Here is a 3,637-nt window from a genome sequence, read left to right as displayed (position 1 = left end):
CGCCCGGGTTCAGCCGCCCCACCCCGGCATCGCGGGCAGGCGCAGCGTACCGGCATCGTTGAAGTGCACGGTGCCGAGCACGCCGCCCGCGAGCCGGCCGCGCAGCGCATACGGCAGCTCGCCGTTCGCGGCCGCGCCGGGCAGGTTCCACGCCTGTCGCGCGGCGGCGAAGGCCGACACGGAAACCGGCACGTCGAGCACGGCCTCGCCGAAACGCGGCACGGTACCCGAGCGATCGCTGACGCCGCTCGCGAACGGCGTGCCGTTCAGGTCGAGCGCGACCGAGATGCCGTCGTATTCGATCGGCGCGTCGTTCGGGTTCTGCACGCGCAGCTTCAGGCTGAAACGCATCTCGAGGCCCTGCCCGACGAGCGGGTCGAGCCCGGCGACCGACACGCGCACGGGATCGCGCGTCAGCCCCGCGCAACCGCCGAGCAGGAGCACGGCGGCGAACAGCATCAGCACGGCGCGCAGCGGCGCGATACGGAACAGGGCTCGTGACATGGGAGGGCCTCCTCGCGGCAATCAGTAAGCGGATCGTCACCGCATTGTACCGAGCACCCCATACGCCGGGTTTCGTAGTTTTCGCAGCCACGCGAGATCGTTAATAGATTAAAACTACGAAAATACCAGTCAAACGGAAAGCGCATTAATGCTTTCCAGCATTCAATGAAGCACGCCGAATTCAATAGATGCAATTTCTAAATTTTTCGTTTCCTTTACCTAAAACCATCAAGTATATTTACGCATCCTTCGAGCAAGCCGACAAACCTTGAAGCCGCATGACGGTGATTTTACGGAATGGCGACACGCCTTCCTGCCATCCTGCGACCAGGCCCGGCCAGCCCCGTAGGTCGTCTGTTCAAGGAGATTGCGCGCCCGCACCGGGCGTGCGGCTCCGTGTCGTGCACGCGAAATCAATTCAGTACAACACGCGCCCGGCCATTTTGAACCGGCAAGTTAACCGACATCCGGAAATCCAGAGGGGGCAGTAAACCATGATTACCTTCACGTAGTCGGCCGCCGTCTTTTCGAATAATCCGTCATTGGCATTTTTATCGCTGTTGATTAACGGCGAGGGGATTGCTTTTGCCGGCGTTTTCGCAGCACTGAACGATTCTTTCAACAATCGAGGTTTCAGTCATGTCGATCGACATTCGCAAGATGCGTTATCTGCCGCTCGTCGCCGCACTCGCGCTCGCCGGGTGCGGCGGTGACGACGGCGGCCCGGGCTCGGCTTCCGCGCTCAGCTCCGCCGGCGCGCCGCAATCGGGCTCGTCGCCCACCGTCACCGCGCCGCCGAGCGCACCGCCGCCGGCCGCATCCAACGTCGACAAGAGCGTATCGCCTGTCGAGTTGCCGGACACCGTGGTGCCCGTGAACTACCGGCTGTGGTTCCGCCCGAACGAAGCGCTGAACGCGTTCGACGGCCGCGCCGACGTCGAGATCAAGGTGCTGAAGCCGGTCAACAACATCGTGATCGCCGGCCACCGGATCAAGTTCACGAACGGCCGCCTCACGCTGCAGCCGGGCAACATCCAGCTGATCGCGACGCCGCAGGACAAGGGCGACTACTATCAGCTGCGCCCCGTGAGCGGCTCGATCGCGCCGGGCAACTATTCGCTGCACATGGAGTGGTCGGGCATCATCAACTTCAAGTCGTATGACGATCCGGTCGCGAAGACGGGCGGCAGTTGTGGCGACGATCCGTATCCGGGCTGCTCGGCCGCGGAAGGCATCTTCCGCGTCGACCTGAAGGGCACCGACGGCAAGACGAGCGGCGCGATCCTGACGCAAGGCGAAACCAACCTGTCGCGCCAGTGGTTCCCGGGCTGGGACGAGCCGGCGTTCCGCCCGACCTATGAAGTGACGGCCGAAGTGCCGCAGAGCTGGCGTGTCGTGTCGAACGCGGCCGAGAAGCCGTCGACCAACGTCGGCGGCGGCTACAAGCTCGTGCAATTCGACAAGACCCCGCCGATGCCGTCGTACCTGCTGTTCTTCGGCGGCGGCCTGTTCGACACCTACGAGGACGACTTCACGAGCCCGCTGCCGGGCGGCAAGGGCGGCCTGCACCTGCGCGTGTTCACGCCGCCGGGCATGAGCGACTGGGCGAAGCCGGCGATGGACCGCACCAAGCAGGCGCTCGACTTCTACTATCGCTACACGGGCATTGCCCTGCCGCTCACGAAGTTCGACACGGTGGCCGCGAACGACGCGTTCAAGGCGCAGAAGGACCTGAACTTCGGCGGGATGGAGAACTGGGGGTCGATCCTCGAGTTCGCCGACGACATCCTGCCGCAGCCGGGCCAGCTGATGTCGCACTACGGTAACGAGGTGCTGACGCACGAAGTCGCGCACCAGTGGTTCGGCGATCTCGTCACGGCCGACTGGTGGGACAACGTGTGGCTCAACGAATCGTTCGCGACGTTCTTCGAGACGAAGACGACGATCCAGTTCTTCCCCAACGAGTTCAGCTGGCTCGACCAGGTGAAGAACAAGTACCGCGTGATCAATCGTGATATCGGCCCGAACGCGTTCCCGGTCGCGCCGAACTTCAACGGCTGGGCGTCGAACGACTTCGTGCTGAGCGCCAGCGCGTTCACGTACGACAAGGGCGGCCACGTGCTGAAGACGCTCGAGAACTATCTCGGCGAACAGACGCTGCGCAAGGGGCTGCAGCAGTACCTGGTCGACTACTCGTTCGGCAACGGCACGCCGAAGCGCCTGTGGGATGCGCTGTCGAAGGAAAGCGGCCAGGCAATCGGCCCGATCGGCGACAGCTACGTCCGCCAGACCGGCGTGCCGCTGATCTCGCTCGACACGCAGTGCGACCTGACGAAGAACCAGACGATCGTCACGCTGAAACAGCAGCCGTTCCCGAACAAGAACGCGTATCCGGGCCTGCAGTGGACGGTGCCGATCACGCTCGCGTACGGCCAGGGTCTCGCGAAACGCACGACGCTCGCGCTGAAGGATACGCAGACGCAAACGCGCGTCGACGGTTGCACGGGCGTGGTGGCCGACCCGAGCGGGCTCGACTACTACGTCGTGAACTACAGCGACGCGGCCTGGAGCGGGCTGCTCACGCAGATCAACCGCTCGACCGATCCGGTGCTGCTGTCGAACCTGCAGAGCGAGGCCGCGCTGCTCGTCGCGAACAACCTCGCGCCGGCTTCGCGCTCGACGTCGATCGGCTCGGTCGCTTCGCCGGCCGCGATGAAGCTGCGCCAGACGCCGACCTTCGACGGCATCGAGCCGGTGACGAAGGAACGCCCGGCACTGCACTACCAGGGCATCTTCAAGCCGCGCAAGGTAGTGACGCAGTAACGGTGCGCATCCGGCCGGTGCCGCGCAGCCTGCGGCTGCCGGCCGGCGTACCGGCTTCTCCGACCTTTGACGGGCCTCGCATGCGAGGCCCTTTTTTATGCCCGGCGTTTTTATGCCTGGCGCTCATCCGGCCCCGCAACGCGACACCCGCCCCCGCCGTCATGCCCACGCGGCATCCCACGCCGGCTGCGCGGGGTGTTGAAGCTGACGATTCTCACGATCGCGGTCGCGCAAGCGCTGGCATTCGCGTTCGAAAGCCTGCTGGTCATGACCGGTTTCGCGCCCGATGCCGCGACGGTGCTGCTGTTCC

The 3,637-nt window shown here is 64.6% G+C and carries 2 protein-coding genes; one reads left to right on the top strand and one right to left on the bottom strand.

Annotated elements, in window-relative coordinates:
* Positions 1–9 precede the first annotated feature (9 nt).
* A complete protein-coding gene (locus G3N61_RS38255) occupies positions 10–504 on the bottom strand; it encodes an LEA type 2 family protein (RefSeq protein ID WP_043191620.1) in 495 nt (164 codons plus the stop codon).
* Between the two features lie 639 nt (positions 505–1,143).
* Between G3N61_RS38255 and G3N61_RS38250 the strand changes: the two genes are divergently transcribed.
* Complete coding sequence (locus tag G3N61_RS38250; RefSeq protein WP_205825024.1) at positions 1,144–3,327, top strand: M1 family metallopeptidase; 2,184 nt, start codon at positions 1,144–1,146, stop codon at positions 3,325–3,327.
* Positions 3,328–3,637: the final 310 nt, after the last annotated feature.

The sequence above is a fragment of the Burkholderia sp. Ac-20349 genome (genome assembly GCF_017104865.1).
In the GTDB taxonomy this organism is placed as follows: Bacteria; Pseudomonadota; Gammaproteobacteria; order Burkholderiales; family Burkholderiaceae; genus Burkholderia; species Burkholderia aenigmatica.
The sequence above is the reverse complement of the archived record's forward strand: the minus strand, read 5'-3'. Positions and strand labels throughout refer to the sequence as shown.

Excerpts from the sequence above, each read along its gene's own strand:
- G3N61_RS38250 (WP_205825024.1), top strand. The coding sequence starts at position 1,144 with ATGTCGATCGACATTCGCAAGATGCGTTATCTGCCGCTCGTCGCCGCA.
- G3N61_RS38255 (WP_043191620.1), bottom strand. The coding sequence starts at position 504 with ATGTCACGAGCCCTGTTCCGTATCGCGCCGCTGCGCGCCGTGCTGATG.